Source organism: Actinophytocola xinjiangensis (assembly GCF_001921215.1).
Lineage (GTDB): Bacteria > Actinomycetota > Actinomycetes > Mycobacteriales > Pseudonocardiaceae > Actinophytocola > Actinophytocola xinjiangensis.
This window is the reverse complement of record NZ_MSIF01000018.1, coordinates 1-15,433: the sequence shown is the minus strand read 5'-3', so window position 1 is coordinate 15,433 and position 15,433 is coordinate 1. Positions and strand designations below refer to the sequence as shown.

General features: G+C 71.9%; 14 protein-coding genes. 9 read left to right on the top strand and 5 right to left on the bottom strand.

What is annotated here, in order from left to right:
- Positions 1 to 20: 20 nt before the first annotated feature.
- From BLA60_RS29180 to BLA60_RS29170, 3 genes are all read left to right on the top strand, one after another.
- Positions 21 to 1,088, top strand: coding sequence for a ribonucleotide-diphosphate reductase subunit beta (locus BLA60_RS29180; RefSeq protein WP_075136239.1), 1,068 nt, complete (start codon positions 21 to 23; stop codon positions 1,086 to 1,088).
- Positions 1,089 to 1,116: 28 nt separating this feature from the next.
- The gene (locus BLA60_RS29175) at positions 1,117 to 1,470 is read left to right on the top strand and encodes a transposase (protein WP_075136238.1); all 354 of its coding nucleotides are present in this window, start codon (positions 1,117 to 1,119) and stop codon (positions 1,468 to 1,470) included.
- 83 nt (positions 1,471 to 1,553) lie between these two features.
- Positions 1,554 to 2,030, top strand: coding sequence for an OsmC family protein (locus tag BLA60_RS29170; protein WP_075136237.1), 477 nt, complete (start codon positions 1,554 to 1,556; stop codon positions 2,028 to 2,030).
- Here BLA60_RS29170 and BLA60_RS29165 read toward each other — a convergent pair whose 3' ends face one another.
- Genes BLA60_RS29165 through BLA60_RS29150 form a run of 4 tightly spaced genes read right to left on the bottom strand, consistent with a single transcriptional unit; the run spans position 2,031 to position 7,033 of the window.
- Entirely contained in the window at positions 2,031 to 3,626 is a 1,596-nt protein-coding gene (locus BLA60_RS29165; protein WP_075136236.1) for an ABC transporter ATP-binding protein, read from the bottom strand.
- On the bottom strand, positions 3,623 to 4,486 hold the full coding sequence (locus BLA60_RS29160) for an ABC transporter permease (protein WP_075136235.1): 864 nt from the start codon (positions 4,484 to 4,486) through the stop codon (positions 3,623 to 3,625). Before BLA60_RS29160 ends, BLA60_RS29165 begins: the two co-directional genes overlap by 4 nt.
- Complete coding sequence (locus BLA60_RS29155; protein ID WP_075136234.1) at positions 4,479 to 5,453, bottom strand: ABC transporter permease; 975 nt, start codon at positions 5,451 to 5,453, stop codon at positions 4,479 to 4,481. The genes BLA60_RS29160 and BLA60_RS29155 overlap by 8 nt, the downstream gene beginning before the upstream one ends.
- The gene (locus tag BLA60_RS29150) at positions 5,450 to 7,033 is read right to left on the bottom strand and encodes an ABC transporter substrate-binding protein (RefSeq protein ID WP_075136233.1); all 1,584 of its coding nucleotides are present in this window, start codon (positions 7,031 to 7,033) and stop codon (positions 5,450 to 5,452) included. The genes BLA60_RS29155 and BLA60_RS29150 overlap by 4 nt, the downstream gene beginning before the upstream one ends.
- 176 nt (positions 7,034 to 7,209) lie before the next feature.
- On the opposite strand from BLA60_RS29150, the gene BLA60_RS29145 reads away from it, so the two are divergent.
- The gene (locus tag BLA60_RS29145; protein ID WP_075136232.1) at positions 7,210 to 8,106 is read left to right on the top strand and encodes an ABC transporter substrate-binding protein; all 897 of its coding nucleotides are present in this window, start codon (positions 7,210 to 7,212) and stop codon (positions 8,104 to 8,106) included.
- A 59-nt stretch (positions 8,107 to 8,165) separates the two neighbouring features.
- Complete coding sequence (locus BLA60_RS29140) at positions 8,166 to 9,647, top strand: MFS transporter (protein ID WP_075136231.1); 1,482 nt, start codon at positions 8,166 to 8,168, stop codon at positions 9,645 to 9,647.
- A gap of 54 nt (positions 9,648 to 9,701) precedes the next feature.
- Here the strand turns inward: BLA60_RS29140 and BLA60_RS29135 are convergent, their stop codons facing one another.
- The gene (locus tag BLA60_RS29135) at positions 9,702 to 11,045 is read right to left on the bottom strand and encodes an amidase family protein (RefSeq protein ID WP_075136230.1); all 1,344 of its coding nucleotides are present in this window, start codon (positions 11,043 to 11,045) and stop codon (positions 9,702 to 9,704) included.
- Positions 11,046 to 11,271: 226 nt separating this feature from the next.
- On the opposite strand from BLA60_RS29135, the gene BLA60_RS29130 reads away from it, so the two are divergent.
- From BLA60_RS29130 to BLA60_RS29115, 4 genes are all read left to right on the top strand, one after another.
- A complete protein-coding gene (locus BLA60_RS29130) occupies positions 11,272 to 12,093 on the top strand; it encodes an ABC transporter ATP-binding protein (RefSeq protein WP_075136229.1) in 822 nt (273 codons plus the stop codon).
- Positions 12,090 to 12,929 (top strand): ABC transporter permease, encoded by an 840-nt coding sequence (locus BLA60_RS29125; protein WP_075136228.1) that lies wholly within the window; start codon positions 12,090 to 12,092, stop codon positions 12,927 to 12,929. Before BLA60_RS29130 ends, BLA60_RS29125 begins: the two co-directional genes overlap by 4 nt.
- A 71-nt stretch (positions 12,930 to 13,000) precedes the next feature.
- Positions 13,001 to 13,714, top strand: coding sequence for a GntR family transcriptional regulator (locus tag BLA60_RS29120; protein ID WP_075136227.1), 714 nt, complete (start codon positions 13,001 to 13,003; stop codon positions 13,712 to 13,714).
- A partial coding sequence (locus BLA60_RS29115) for a xanthine dehydrogenase family protein molybdopterin-binding subunit (RefSeq protein WP_075136226.1) occupies positions 13,711 to 15,433 on the top strand: 1,723 nt, incomplete at its 3' end. The genes BLA60_RS29120 and BLA60_RS29115, both read left to right, overlap by 4 nt.

Sequence of the window (15,433 nt, the reverse complement as noted above, 5' to 3'; positions counted from 1 at the left end):
TGCCTTCCAGGAGAACCAGAATGACCACCGTTTCCGACGGCTCCGGCCTCGGCGCCATCGACAGTGGCGCCGACCGGGTCAGCGTCGACGACAAGTCCATGATCAACGCCCGCGCCGACGTCAACCAGCTGCTGCCGCTGAAGTACCACTGGGCGTGGGACAAGTACCTCGCCGGCTGCGCGAACCACTGGATGCCCACCGAGGTCGCGATGCAGGCCGACGTCGCCCTGTGGCACTCGGCGGACGGCCTGACCGACGACGAGCGCCTGATGATCAGGCGCAACCTCGGCTTCTTCGCGACGGCGGAGTCGCTGGTGGCCAACAACCTGGTGCTGGCGGTCTACCGGCAGATCACCAACCCGGAGTGCCGCCAGTACCTGCTGCGCCAGGCGTTCGAGGAGGCCGTGCACACGCACACCTTCCAGTACATCTGCGAGAGCCTCGGCCTGGTCGAGGGCGAGCTGTTCAACATGTACCGCGAGGTGCCCTCGATCACCGAGAAGGACGCCTGGGCGCTGCGCTACACCCGCAACCTGGAGAACCCGGACTTCGCCACCGGCACCACCGAGACCGACCAGGACTTCCTCCGTGACCTCGTCGCGTTCTACGTGATCTTCGAAGGCATGTGGTTCTACACGGGGTTCGCGCAGATCCTGTCGCTGGGCCGGCGCAACAAGATGGTCGGCATCGCCGAGCAGTTCCAGTACATCCTGCGCGACGAGTCGATCCACCTGAACTTCGGCATCGACTGCATCAACCAGATCAAGATCGAGAACCCGCACCTGTGGACGCCGGGGTTCCAGGCCGAGGTAGCCACGATGCTCACCGAGGCGTGCGCACTGGAGGTCGCCTACGCCCACGACACCATGCCGCGCGGCATGCTCGGCCTGTCCGCGGCCCTGTGTGAGCAGTACCTGCGGTTCATCACCGACCGCCGCGCCCAGCAGATCGGCCTCGACCCGATCTTCGGCGAGGACGAGAACCCGTTCCCGTGGCTGTCGGAGGCCGTCGACCTGCGCAAGGAGAAGAACTTCTTCGAGACCAGGGTCACCGAGTACCAGTCCGGCGGCTCCCTCGCCTGGGACTGAACAGACCCACTGTGGTTACGCTGTGCGCATGGCGTTCGAGCGTAAGTACAGCGACGAGGTGCGGGACGCCGCTGTGCGCCGGGTGGTCGAGCGCCGGCAGGCGGAGCCGGGCAACCGGTCGATCCTGCGGGAGGTCGCCGAGGAGTTCGAGGTCGGGGAGCAGTCCCTGCGGATCTGGGTGAAGCGGCTCGACGACGGGATGTTCAGCGCCGGCAAGGTCGCGGCGTTGCGCCAGGCGCCGAGGGAGCGGCTGCTGGCGCGCATCGCCGAACTGGAGGCCGAACTGGCCGGCGCGCACGAGCGGATCGCTGTCATGGGGGAGGAGATCGAGGTGCTGAAGAAGGCCTCGGCGATCTTCGCGGCGGAGCTGGCCAAGCGCTGAGCTGTCCAGATGGCGGACGCGCTGTTCGCGCGAACGTCCTCGGCGCACACTGGGACCCGCCGTCCCAGCCTGTTGGAGTGCAGATGACCGGATACAGCGGATACGACAGCGGATACGACTACGTCAGCGCCATCACCGGGTGCACCACCGAGGTCCGTGGCCGGTTCGCCGTGCGGGGCCCGGCCTTCGAACTGCTCGCCGACGGGTCGGTCGCCTCCGGCGGGCCCGGCCGGGCGCCGGGGCCGCTGGACCTGCTCGTCTCCGCGCTGGTGGTCAACCTGCTCAACGTGCTGCGCGCCGGCGGCGACCCGGGGACCGGCGACCAGCCCGACGGTCAGCACGATCGCGTCGTCCAGGTGCGGGCCCGCACCTCCCGCTACCCGGCCAACCGGCTCAAGGTCGGCCGGCTGCTGGTCGAGGTGGTGGTCGACGGACTGTCCGAGCAGGACTCCGACGCACTGCTGGAGCGGTACCGGGCCGGGTGCCGGGTCCTGCCGGCCGTGTCGACCGTGCTGGACGTGGACATCCGCGCGGTCGCCCCCGCCGGGGTCGCCGCCTGATCACACCGCCAGCAGCGCCCGGGTGTAGTCCTGGCCCGGACGCAGGATCACCTCCTCGACCGGGCCCTGTTCGAGGATCCGCCCGGCGCGCATCACCGCGACCCGGTCGGCGACCTCGGCGACCACCGCGAGGTCGTGGGTCACCAGGAAGTACGTGAGGCCCAGCTCACGCTGGAGCTCGACCAGCAGCCCCAGAACGGCGGCCTGGATGGTGGCGTCCAACGCGGACACCGGCTCGTCGAGCACCAGCAGCTTCGGCGCCAGCGCCAGCGCCCGGGCGATCGCCACCCGCTGCCGCTGCCCGCCGGACAGCTCGGCCGGTTTCCGGTCCACGAAGGACCGTGGCAGCCGGACCAGGTCGAGCAGGTCGGCCACCCTGGCCGCGCGCTCGGCGCGGGTGCCGATCCGGTAGGCCTCCAGCGGCTCGCCGACGATGCCGCGCAGCGACAGCCGGGGGTTGAGCGACTCGAACGGGCTCTGGTAGACGATCTGCGCCTGCCGGCGCAACGCCCGCAGCCCCCGGCGGCGCAGCGTCGGCACATCCAGGCCGAGCACCCGCACCCCGCCCCGGTCCGGCCGCTCCAGGCCGAGCACCAGCCGGCTGGTGGTGGTCTTGCCCGACCCGGACTCGCCGACCAGCGCGAAGGTCGTGCCGCGCGGCACACTCAGCGTCACGTCGTCCACGGCCAGCGTCGCGCGCCGCGCCGTCCCGAACCGCTTGGACACCCCGGTCAGCTCGATCACCGGCTCCCCGGCGTCACCCGCCGGGGACTCGCGGCGTCGGTAGGTCTCGGCGACCGAGCGCACCCGACCGGCGGCGATCCGGGGGGAGCTGGCCAGCAGTGACCTGGTGTAGGCGTGCCGGGGGTCGGCGAACACCTCGGCGATCGGGCCGGACTCGACCACCTCTCCCCGGTCGAGCACCACGACCTGGTCGGCGTTGCGGCGGGCGAGGGCGAGGTCGTGGGTGATCAGCACGACCGTGGTGTCGTGCCGGGCGCGGGCGGTGTGGATCGCGCGCAGCACCTCCTGGCCGACCAGCACGTCCAGCGCGCTGGTCGGCTCGTCGGCGATGACCAGCTCCGGGCGCTGGGAGAACGCCATGGTCACCAGGACCCGCTGGCGCATGCCGCCGGAGAGCTGGTGCGGGTAGGCGGCCAGCACCGTGTCCGGGTCGGCGAAGCCGACGTCGCGCAGGTCCGCGCGCAGTCGCTCGTCGACCAGCGCGGCCGTCAGCGGCGAGCCGGCCAGGGCGAACGCCTCCCGCAGCTGCGCGCCGACGGTCTTGGTCGGGTTGAGCGAGGCGATCGGGTCCTGCGGCACGAACCCGATGTGCCGGCCGCGCAGCGCGCGGAACGCCTTGTCCCCGCGCCCACCCAGGTCCTCACCGGACAGTTCGATCCGGCCGGCCAGCACGCGGCCGGCCGGGGGCAGCAGCCGCACGACGGCGTGCGCGAGCGTGCTCTTGCCGGAGCCGGACTCGCCGATCACGGCGGTCACCTGACCGGCGGGGACGTCCAGCGACACCGACGAGAGCGCGGGAGCGCGGTGGCCGTAGGCGACGGTCAGGCCGTCGATCCGCACGAGCGGGGTCATGAGTGGTCCTCCTGCGACAGGTAGGCGATCCGGCTGAGCAGCACGACCACCGCGGTCAGCGCCAGGCCGGGGATGATGGCGACCCACCAGGCGTGCGCCAGGTACTTCTGGCCGCCGGCGATCAGCACGCCCCACTCCGCCGACGGTGGCGCCTCACCGAACCCGAGGTAGCTCAGCGACCCGATCGCCAGCATCGCCAGGCCGAAGTGCAGCGCGGTGTAGGACAGCACCGGGTGGTACACGCTGGGCACGACGTGCCGCACGACCACCCGCAGCGGCCCGGCGCCGCAGGTGCGGGCCGCCTCGACATAGGTCAGGGTGCCGGCGCGGATCACGCAGCCGCGGATCAGCCGGGCGAACCCGGTCGCCTCCCCGATGCCGATGGCCACGGCCGCGACGAACGCGCCGCGCCCGTAGGTGGTGATCACCGCGAGCGCCAGCAGCACCCCGGGGATCGCCATGACCGCCTCGGTGAGCACGCCGAGCACCCGGTCGACCGGCCCGCCGGGCGCCAGCCCGGACAGCACGCCGACCACCGCGCCGCCGACCAGCGCCACGGCCACCGCGAGCAGCGCGGAGAACAGCGAGACCCGCAGCCCGTGCACCACCCGGGAGTACAGGTCGCGGCCGATCTCGTCGGTGCCGAACCAGAACTCGCCGTCGGGTGCGGTGAACGGCAGCCCGTCCAGCTCGTAGGGGTCGTGCCAGGTCACCAGACCGGGGACAGCCGCGACCAGCACCAGCAACGCGAGCAGTACCAGGTGGACGTGCAGCTCACGGATCCGGCGCCGTCGGCGCGGGGCCGGCGTCCCGACCACCGGCGGGGCGACGGCGAGGGTCTGCTCGACGGTGTCAGTCATGGCCGACCTCCACGTTCCGGCGGCGCAGTCGGGGATCCAGCAGCAGGTAGCCGACGTCGACCAGGGCGTTGACCACGACGTACACCCCGGCCAGCACCACGACCAGGCCGAGCACCACGGTCAGGTCCACTGCCTTGACCGAGTCGACCATCAGCCGCCCGAGGCCGGTGCGGGAGAACACCATCTCCACCACGACCGCGCCGCCGAGCAGCTGCCCGATCCGCAGCCCGAACACCGCCAGGAACGGGAACGAGGCGTTGCGCAGGCAGTGCCGGTAGAGCGTGTGGAACCGGCCGGCGCCCTTGGCCGGCGCGGTGACCGCCGCGTAGGTGCTGCCCAGCTCCGTGCGCAGGCCGCTGATCAGCACCTGGGCGAACTGCGCCGCGCCCAGCAGGGAGAGCACCGCCGTCGGCAGCACCAGCGACGCCACGCCCTGGCTGCCGTTGGACGGGAACCAGCCCAGGGTGATGGAGAACAGGTAGACGAACAGGATGCCGACCCAGAACACCGGCAGGCTCACGTACGCCGAGGGCAGCAGCGAGGCGAACGAGCGCAGCGCCCGCGACCGGGGGTTGACGGCCAGCACGGCCAGCGCGAACCCCAGCGGCACCGAGACCACCAGTGACAGCGCGGTCAGCGTGATGGTGTTGGGCAGCACCTCGCCGAGCAGTTCGGTGACCGGCTGTTCGGTGATCAGCGAGTGGCCGAGGTCGCCGCGCAGCAGACCGGTGATCCCGTTGGTGTACTGGGTCCACAGGTCGTCGGACAGGCCGACCTCGGCCCGCAGCAGTTCCAGGTCGAGGTCGGCGACGTCGGCCGAGCCGATGGTGTCGGTGGTGCCGATGCGGGCCAGCACCGCGTCGCCGGGCAGGACGAACAGCAGGAAGAACGACGCGGAGTAGGCGGCGAGGATCACCACCACGGCGCGGGCGAGCTTGGCGGCGACCGTCCGCACGACCTCGGTCACGGCCCGTCGACCCAGGCGTCGCCCAGCCACGGGATGTGGGTGGCCTCCAGCAGCGGCAGATGGGTGCTGTTGCGGTAGGCCAGCGGCTGGATGAAGTCGTAGAGCGGCAGGTAGTAGGCCTCGTCGAGGATGATCTCCGAGGCCCTGGCGGCCAGCGCCCTGCGCCCGGCGATGTCGGGCTCGGCGAGGATCTGCTCGAAGACCGTGTCCAGTTCGGGGTTGATCCCGCCATAGGTGGAGCGCAGCACGTCGGCGTCCGGTCGGGTGCCCGAGCCCCAGGAGAAGGCGTAGTCGCCGGACTGGAGGCGCTGGTTGAGCTCGGCCTGGGTCAGGCTGCCGAACCGGAGTTCGACGCCGATGTCCTTCCACTGCGACTGCACCACGGCGATGTTGGGTTCGTGGGAGATCGTCGAGGGGCTGTAGACCAGTTCGAAGGACAGCCGCTCGCCGTCCCTGGCGCGGACACCGTCCGACCCCGGCGCCCAGCCGGCCTCGTCGAGCAGTCGGGTGGCCTCGTCGACGTCGGTGCGGATCTTGTCGGACTGGTCGGTGAAGTACGGGTTGCTCGCCGTGTAGGCGCCCTTGGGTGGGATGTCGATCGCCGACGCGCGTGCGATCACCGCGTCCCGGTCGATGGCCAGCGACAGCGCTCGGCGCACGTCCGGGTCGTCGAGGCCCGGGAACTCGACATTGGCGGCGAAGCCGAGCGCGGAGCCGGGCAGCGGCTCGCGGCGGATGGTGATGTCGGGGTTGGCGGCGAACTCGGTCTTGTCGGCGGGTTCGGTGTTGTGCAGCAGGTCCAGGCCGCCGGAGCGCAGTTCGGCGGCGGCGATGCTGTTGTCCTGGATGTTGTGCACCTCGATCCGGTCCAGGTAGGCGGGCCCCTGGTTCCGCGCCGGCTCGGGCGCCCAGGCGTAGTCCTCGCGGCGCACGAGCGTGTAGCCCTCCTCGCCCCGGCTCTCCTGTGCGACGAACGGCCCGGAGCCGATGATGCCGAGGCCTTCCTGGCGCTGTTCGAAGGGCAGTGCCGAGGTCCGCGGCGCGACGATGCCCAGCACGGTGCTGGAGGCGGCCTGCAGGAACGAGGAGTTCGGCTTGGCGAGGTCGAACACCACGGTGTGCTCGTCCGGGGTGGTGATCGAGGTCAGCGCGCCGATCCACTGGTTGGCCACGGCGTACTTGGCGCCGCCGTCGCGCAGTGCCTGGTAGCTCAGCTTCACGGCGGCGGCGTCGAGCTTCTCGCCGTTGCTGAAGGTGACGTCCTGGCGCAGGGTGAAGGTGTAGCGGGTGGCGTTCTCGTTGACCTCCCAGTCGGTGGCCAGCCACGGTGCGAACGAGCCGTCCTGCTCGTTGAACACCAGCGAGTCGACCAGGCCGCGTACCGGGACGGCCAGGCCGTAGCCGGTGGTGGTGGCGGGGTCGAAGGACTTGCCACCACCGGCGGCGCGGTACTTGAGCACCCCGCCGCGCACGGGTGATCCGCTCTCGGTGTCCTCGCCGCCGGCGGCGCCGGCGGCGCACCCGGACAGCGCGAGGCAGGCCGCCACCACGGCGGTCAGGACACGGGGATGGCGTTTCATCGTCAGGACTCACTCTCGTCTCGGACCCGCAGGGGCGCTGACGACGGTAAGGCCGCGAAAGCTAATGTGGGATAACGTCCCGCCATGTGAAACTTCTACGAGGATCCGGCTCGAAAATCTAATGTGAACGCGTACCTCTACGTACAACTTCTAACAGCCGGCCCGAGGGACCCCGCATGTCAAAGATCAAGATCGAGGCCACCAGCGCCGTCTTCTACCTGCCCTACTACGTGGCGGAGGAAGAGGGCTACTTCACCGACGAGGGGCTCGACGTCGAGCTCATCCGCCACCGGCCGGCCGAGGAGACCGGACTGCGGTTCATCGAGGACCCGCGCCGGGTGTCCTCGTTCAGCAGCTTCAAGCTCTTCGAGGCCGGCGCGTCCCAGCTGTACAACGCCTGCGAGTGGGGCCAGCTGCGGCGCTCGCAGGACAGCCAGGTCAACGGGAAGGTCGTCGCCCGCCGGGCCGCCGTCGCCAGCCAGGCGATCATCGTCCGCCCCGACTCGCCCTACCACGTCCCCGGCGACCTGGCCGGCGTCCGCGTGGGCGTCAACTTCCACCACGGCTCGCACTACCTCGTGCTGCAGACGCTGGAGGGCTTCCTGCCGCGCGCGGACATCAAGCTGGTCGGCATCAAGGGCAAGGAACGTCTGGAAGCGTTGCGCGACAAGGACATCGACGCGGTCGCGGTGATGGAGCCGTGGATCACCGTCGCACAGAAGCAGGGCTTCCGGATCCTGGCCGAGGCGCACTACTACGGCGCGGAGATCGCCAACGACACCCTCGACGCCGAGACCTTCACGAAGATCAACCGGGCGGTCACCCGGGGCGTCGACCGGATCCACGAGGACATCCGGCCCTACCTGAAGTACTTCATCGAGCAGGCGGCGCCGGTCCAGGCGCTGGTGCCCGAGGACTTCACCCTCGGCCGGCTGCGCTACATCCACCCCGGCCCCTACCCCGAGGACCAGTACAACCGCACGCTCGACTGGGTCGCCAGCTGGGGCCTGATCGAGTCCGACAACGAGTTCGGCACGCTCGTCGACTCCACCCGGATCCTCCAGGAGGCCTGAGCGACCCCGGCGAACGGCGGCGCGGCGCGGGCGTCGCGCCGCCCGCCGAGGTCCCCGCCATGTCCAGTCACCCAGCCAACCGCCGGGCCGTACTCCTGTTGTGCGGCACCACGGCGGGCTTCCTGCTGCTCGACATCCACAAGGTGTCCATCGCCGTGCCGGCCATCGAACGCGCGCTGCACCCCGGACCGGCCGGCATCCAGCTCATCCAGGCCGCCTACGTGGTGTGCTTCGCGGTCACGCTGGTACCCGCCGGCCGGATCGGCGACGCCGGCCGCCGCCGGCGGCTCACCTTCACCGGCCTGTACCTCTACCTCGCCGCCAGCGTGCTGTGCGCGGTCGCGCCCGGCGCCGGGTCGGTGATCGCCGGGCGGGCCGTGCTCGGGGTCGCCGCCGGACTGCTGATGCCCCAGCTGATGGGCATCGTCCAGCAACTGTTCGCGCCGGCCGAACGGGGACGGGCGTTCGGCGTGTACGGCATGTGCGTGAGCCTGGCGACCGCGCTGGGCCCCAGCGCCGGCGGGCTGCTGGTTTCCACACCGCTGGGCTGGCGCGGGGTGTTCGTGCTGAACGTGCCGGTCGGGGTGGCGGTCCTGGTCGCCGCGCACGCCCTGCTGGCCAGCCTGCCCGACCCCGGCGAGCGTCGCTGGCCGGACATCGACGTGCTCGGCCTGGCACTGGGCAGCCTGGCCCTGGTGGCGCTGCTGACACCGTTGGTGTTCACCACCGGCCGGCCCGACGATCTCGACGCCCGCTGGCTGGCGCTGGTCCCGGCGGCCGGGCTGGCGGCACTGTTCGTGGTGCGCTCGCGGCGGCGTGCGGCGGCCGGGCGCTCCGGGGTGATCGACCCCGGCCTGCTGCGCGTCGGCTCGTTCCGCAACGGTGTCCTGGTGTCGCTGACCTGGTTCGCCGCCGGGCCGGGCATCGCGCTCGCGCTGACCGTGTACCTGCAGGAGGCCAGGGAGATCAGCCCGTTCCTGGCGGGGGTCGTGCTGCTGCCGTCCTCGGCGACCTCGGTGCTGGGCGCGTGGCTGGGCGGCCGGTACGTCCGCCGCCTCGGTCGGGTACTGACCGCGACCGGCATGCTGCTGGTGCTGGCCAGCACGCTCGCGACGGTGGTGCTGCTGCACACCGCGCTGCCGACCCCGGCCGTGCTGACGCTGATCCCGTTGCTGCAACTGGGTTATGGCCTCGGCGGCGGCCTGGTCGTCTCGCCCAACCACTCGATGATGCTGATGGACGTGCCGCCGGCGCAGGGCAGCGCGGCCAGCGCGATCGGTCAGCTCGGCCAGCGGATCAGCAACAGCGTCGGGGTGGCGTGCGCGTCGATGGCCTACTACTCGACCGTCTACGCCACCGGGCACACCCTGACCGACGCCCCCGCCGGCCTGCACCGCGACGCCCTCGACCTGGCGACCGTGGTCGCGTGCCTGTTCCTGCTCGCCGCCCTGGCGGTGGCGTTGGCCGACCTGCGTCGCCGGACCAGGTCCCGGCGTGCGACCCGCTCCACGACCGCGCCGTCCCCGGCGTCCGCACGGTAGTGGCCCGGCGCCGGTGTCGACACGACCGGCCGGGTCGCTGGCGCCGGGGCGCGGCTACGCGTTGGGCCGAGTCACCTCCTCGGCCCAGGAGGCGATGGCGACCAGGTGGGGGTCGCGGTGGGGCGTGCCCAGGAGTTGCAGGCCGAGGGGGAGACCGTCCACGGTGAACACCGGCAGGGACAGGGCCGGGACGGCCAGCAGGGAGGCGGGCACGGTCAGCGCGGCGTCGCCGGTGGTGGACAGGCCGACGGGGGCGGGGCCGGGGGCGCTGAGGGTGACCGCGACGTCGGCGTCGCGGAGGACCTGCTCGTAGGCGGCGCGCAGGCTGGTGCGCCAGTCGAGCAGGGCGGCGTAGTCGTCGTCGGTGAGGGAGCGGATCCGGTCCACGCGGTCGAGCAGGGTGGGGCTCAGGCCGTGGGGGTCGCGGTCGGCGAGGGCGTCGACCAGCCAGCGGGACTCGTGGTTGATGATCTGGCGGGCCCGGTCCAGGGCGCCGGCGAGCAGCGTCTCCAGAGCGGCCAGGGCCGGGTGGTTGTGCCGGGTCAGCACGCGGACACCGGTGCGGGACAGGAACTGGTCCAGGGCGGCACCGGCCTCGGTGGTCACCGCCGGCCAGCCCTCGGTCTCCAGCAACGCCACCGCGCGCGGGGCCGCCGGCGCGGGGAACTCGCCGGTGCGCAGGGCACGGTGTCCGGGGTCGCCGCCGGCGCGGGTGGCGATGGCGCCCGCCGTGGCCCACACGTCGGCCAGGCTCGCGGCGAGCACCCCCAGACAGCTCTGGCTGTGGAAGTCCCGGGTGCCGCCCCGGTTGAGCGCGCCGAAGGTCGGCTTGAAGCCGTACGTGCCGCAGAAGCTCGCCGGGCGCAGGACCGAGCCGATGGCCTGGGTGCCCAGGGCCGCCGGCAGGATCCCGGCGCCGACGGCGGCGGCCGAGCCGGAGCTGGAACCGCCGGGGGTGCGGGCCGGGTCGTGCGGGTTGCGGGTGTCGGGGGGATAGGTCAGGGCCAGCTCGGTGGTGGTCGTCTTGCCCACGATCGCCGCGCCGGCCAGGCGCAGCGCGTGCGCGGCGGCCGAGTCGTGCCACGGGCGGAAGCCCTCCAGCGCCGGTGAGCCGGCGCCGGTGGGCAGGCCGGCCACGTCGATGACGTCCTTGAGGCCGACCGGCATGCCGTCGACCGGGGACCTGGGGTGGCCGGCGCGCCAGCGCGCGGTGGCGGCGTCGGCCGCCATCCTGGCCCGGGGCAGGTCCAGCGCGGCGAAGGCACGCAGCCGGGGTTCGGTCTCGGCGAGCCGTTCCAGGGCCCGTTCGAGGAACTCCCTGGGGGTGTCGGCACCGGTGGTGAACAGGGCGGTCGCGGTCTGGAACGACGTCGGCGCTGGGGGTGACAGGACGCTCATACTGATACATTACATATTAGAATCGAACCAGTTGTCGACACTGTCTGTGGTAGACAACGACGGATCCTGATGTTTCACTGACGGCCACCCAAAAGTGTCGACAGTAGAGCCGATTCTCTGGATCGGCTGACAAGAGCAATCCGACGAAGGATGGAGCTCAACGTTGAGGTCTGCAGTGGGATCGCGCGGCCGCGGCGCGGCCGGTGCCGATGAAGGAACTGGATCAGTGGACGACGCCACGGGACGGCCGGTCAAGCTCGACGTCAGTGACGTGTGCATCGGGTACCGCGACCGTCGCAGCGGCTCGTTCTTCGCGGCGGTGCAGGATCTCGGGTTCCAGATCCACGAGAACGAGTTCATCGCGATCGTTGGCCCGAGCGGTTGCGGGAAGACGACCTTCCTCTCGGCCGTGGCCGGGTTGCTGCCGATCGCCCACGGCACGCTGGAGCTCAACGGCGCGCCGATCACCGGCCCGGCCGAGGACCGGTCGCTGGTCTTCCAGCAGGCGTCGCTGTTCCCGTGGCGCACGGTCGCGGCCAACATCGCCTACGGGCTGGAGGCCCAGCGCCGGCTGGACGCGGCCGGCCGTCAGCGGGTGGCCGACCTGATCGAGCTGGTCGGCCTGGCCGGCAAGGAGGGCAAGTACCCCCGGGAGCTCTCCGGCGGCATGAGCCAGCGGGTCAACCTGGCCCGCGCGCTGGCCACCGACCCCGACCTGCTCCTGCTCGACGAGCCGTTCGCCGCCCTGGACGCCCAGACCCGCGAGGTCATGCAGGAGGAGCTGACCAGGATCTGGCAGGCCGACGAGGCCGGCGCCGGCAAGACCGCCCTGTTCATCACCCACGACGTGCCGGAGGCGGTGTTCCTGGCCGACCGGGTGCTGGTGTTCTCCGCCTCGCCAGGCCGTCTCGTCGAGTCGGTCCCCATCGACCTGCCGAGGCCGAGGAACCGTGACGTCAAGCGGTCCCCGGAGTTCATGGACCAGACCGAGTACCTGCTCGACCTGGTGATGCGGCAGTCCGGCCTGCGTCAGGAGGTGGAGTCGTGACCGACACCGTGGAGCGCGGCGCGCCCGTCATCGAGAGTCGGCCGCTCACCGAGCTGGACCGCCGGCCGACCTTCTTCGCCCGCCACAAGAGCCTGTTGCTCGGCCTGATCGGCGGGCTGATCGTGTTGTCCAGCTGGCAGACCCTGGTCTGGGTCGGGGTCGTCGACGACAAGTTCGCCAGCTCCCCGCTCGGCGCGATCGAGGGCATCGGCTACCTCGCCGAGTCCGGCATGCTGTGGGAGCCGACCTTCTCGACGCTGACGTCGGTCGGGCTGGGGATCCTCATCTCCATCGTCATCGGGGTGCCGCTGGGGCTGGTGATCGGCCGCAGCTCGGTCCTGCACGGCCTGGCCGAACCGCTGATCAGCATCATGTACTCGGTGCCGTTCGTGGTGTTCCTGCCGATCATCATCTTCTGGTTCGGCATCGACGACACCGCCCGGCTGGTGATCGTGGTGTGGGCGGCGGTCTTCCCGCTGCTGATCAACGTGGTCGCCGGGGCGCGCAACCTCGACGCCAACTACCTCCAGGTCTCGCGGGTGTTCTGCTCGTCGCGGCTCAAGACGCTGTGGTCGGTGTCGCTGCCCGGGACGATGCCCTACATCCTCGCCGGGTTCCGCCAGGCGGTCGCCCGGTCGCTGGTCGGTGCGATCGTGGCCGAGCTGTTCATGGGGACCGAGGGGCTGGGCTACGTGGTGCAGGCCGAGACGTCCAACTTCCAGATGGACCACGCCATGGCCGCGATCGGCGTGATCGCGGTGATCGCCGTGCTGCTGACCCGGGGCGTCGCGTGGCTGGAGAGCCGGCTGACCTTCTGGTCGGGAAGCGTCGACTGACCTCCCGGCGGCCGGTCGGCCCGGACGCGCACGGTCATGATCGCTGAAATATCACATGTTAGGTTGGGTGGATGGAGAGCCACAGTGAGCTGCTGTCCGCGAAGGAGTTCGCGGTGAAACACATTCGCGCCATCATCCACTCCGGTGACCTCGACGAGGACGGAAAACTGTCCATCGGCGCGTTGTCCGAGCAGCTGGGCGTCAGCCGCACCCCGATCCGCGACGCCCTCTGGCAACTGGCCGGGGAAGGGCTGGTCACCGTCAGCCCCCGCGTCGGCGCGTTCGTCCGGCGGGTGACCCCCGCCGAGGCCAAGGACATCTACCGGATCAAGGTCGCCATCGAACCCCTGATGGCCGGCTGGGCGGCCGAACGCGCCACCCCCGCCCGGCGCACCGCCTACCGGGAGAAGGTCCAGGAACTGGTCGAGATCGCGCACACCGACGACGTCGAGAAGTACATCGGCTGCCTGGAGGAGCGCCGGGCGATCCTGCTCGACATGGCCGAGTCCGCGCCGCTGGCCGAAACCCTGTCGGTGATCGACGGCCGGGTTCGCCTGCTGCGCTTCCGCAACCTCAGCCAGCCCGGCCAGCTCTCGATCTCCGCCGGCCAGCACGTGACCGTCGCCGACGCGGTCGCCGACGGCGACGGCGAGGCGGCCACCGAGGCCATGCGCCTGCACGTGCTGGACGCCCTGCGCCGGGTGATGCGACTGGCCGAACGGGCCGAGACCGCCGGCGAGTACTGGCTCTCGCCCGGGCGGGTACCGGGAAGAGCACCGGCATGAGCGGCGGCGGGCGGTTCGTCGGCGAGGGCGTCGACCGGGTCGACGTGGCCGGGCTGCTGGACGGCAGCGCCGCGTTCGTCGCCGACCTGGTGCCGCCGGACGCGTTGCACGTCGCGTTCGTCCGCAGCGGCCTGGCCTCCGCGCGGATCGTGTCGGTGGACCCCGCCGAGGCCAAGGCCGCGCCAGGCGTCGTGCGGGTGCTCACCGGCGCCGAACTGGCCCGCCACGTCGCGCCGATCCGCCCGCCAGCCAACAGCCGTGCGCCGCAACGGTTCCGCGACTTCTACCAGGTGATCTCGCACCCCCGGCAGATCCCGTGCCTGGCGGTCGACGAGGTGCGCTACGTCGGCGAGGCGGTGGCCGCCGTGGTGGCCACCGACCGCTACCTCGCGGAGGACGCCGCCGCGCTCGTGTCGGTCGACTACGAGCAGCGGGCGGCGGTCGCCGGCCTCGACGACGCGCTCGCCCCGGACGCGCCCCGGGTCCACGCCGACCTGGACGACAACCTGGCCGTCTCGCTCACCCTCGCCAAGGGCGACCCGGTCACCCGTGGCGAGGACCTGGTCGTCGTCGAGGGGGAGTACCGGATCGCCCGGCAGACCGGGCTGTCCATCGAGTGCCGGGGCGTGCTCGCCCAGCCCGAGGACGGCCGGCTGTCGGTGTGGAGCTCCACCCAGGTGCCGTTCATCCTGCGCCAGCTGCTGTGCGCGGCCACCGGCTGGGAGCCGGAGCGGGTGCGGGTGCGCGCGCCCGAGGTGGGCGGCGGCTTCGGCCCCAAGGCGTCGGTCTACGCCGAGGAGGTGGTCGTCCCCTGGCTGGCGCACGAACTCGGGCGGCCGGTGGTGTGGCTGGAGGACCGCTACGAGAACCTGACCGCCGCCACCCAGGCCAGGGACAACCTGCACCGCACCCGGCTGACCGTGGACGGCGACGGCCGGATCGTGTCCTGGGAGGACGACTTCCTGGTCGATCTGGGGGTGCACAACTTCTGGATGGTCGGGGTCGTGGCGAACACCGCCATGCACCTGCTCGGCGCCTACCGGATCCCGTCGGTGCGGATCACCGGGCGCGCGGTGTTCAGCAACAAGACGCCCACCGCCCAGTACCGGGGCGCCGGCCGCCCGGAGGCGTCCTTCGCCTTGGAGCGCAGCCTCGACCACGCCGCGCGGCGCCTGGGCGTCACACCCGCCAAACTGCGCCAGCTCAACATCCTCGGGCCCGACGACCTGCCCCACCCGCAGGGCGTGCCCTACCGCGACGGCGTGGACGTCGTCTACGACGGCCGCGACTACGCCCGCGTGCTCACCGCCGCCCTGGACCTGGTCGGCGAGGACGACCTGGCCGACCTCAAGCGCGCGGCGCTGCCACACGAGCGCGTCGGCTTCGGTGTCGGCGTCTACATGGAGGCGACCGCCCGAGGCCCGGCCGAGCCGGAGACCGCGCGGGTGCGGCTCACCCCCACGGGCACGCTGGCCGTGGCCACCGGTACCGGGCCGTCCGGCCAGGCCCACCGGACGGTGTTCGCGCAGGTCGCGGCGGACGCCGCCGGGGTGGAGCTGGCCGGTGTCGAGGTGACCGTCGCCGACACCGACGCCGTGCCGCAGGGCCTGGGCAGCTTCGCCAGCCGCAGCGCGGTGGTCGCCGGATCGGCCGTGCGGCTGGCCGTCGGGCAGGCCGTCGACGCCGGCCGCGCGGCACTGCGCGAGCTGCTCGGCGCGG